Below are 244 nucleotides of genomic sequence, written 5' to 3'. Positions count from 1 at the left end.
ATTCCAGGTCGAGCAACTGTTCGCTGCGCTCGGCGCTCTCCGCTCGCTCCTCGACCATCAGGTAGCCGTGCAGCAACTGGCGGCCATGCTGCTGGAAGGCTTCGCCGAACTCCAGCATGGTCAGCACGCCGTTGGGTGTGTGCAGCTTGTAGCTCACCTGGTAGTGCGGGCGCTTCACCAGTTGCTGCTGGATCTGCTCGTGCAGGCGGTGGCGGGCCTCGGGTTCCATCAGGCTGGCGTAAGG

General features: G+C 64.3%; 1 protein-coding gene. It reads right to left on the bottom strand.

Annotation, left to right across the window (positions count from 1 at the left end):
- Positions 1 to 244 (bottom strand): hypothetical protein (locus ACLJNW_RS27800; RefSeq protein WP_410961811.1); only part of this gene is annotated, 244 nt, incomplete at both ends.

Origin of the sequence: Salmonella sp. SAL4457, from assembly GCF_046548235.1 — a bacterium.
In the GTDB taxonomy this organism is placed as follows: Bacteria; Pseudomonadota; Gammaproteobacteria; order Enterobacterales; family Enterobacteriaceae; genus Salmonella; species Salmonella enterica.
Note: the sequence above shows the minus strand (reverse complement) of the source record. Positions and strands in the feature narration are given on the sequence as shown.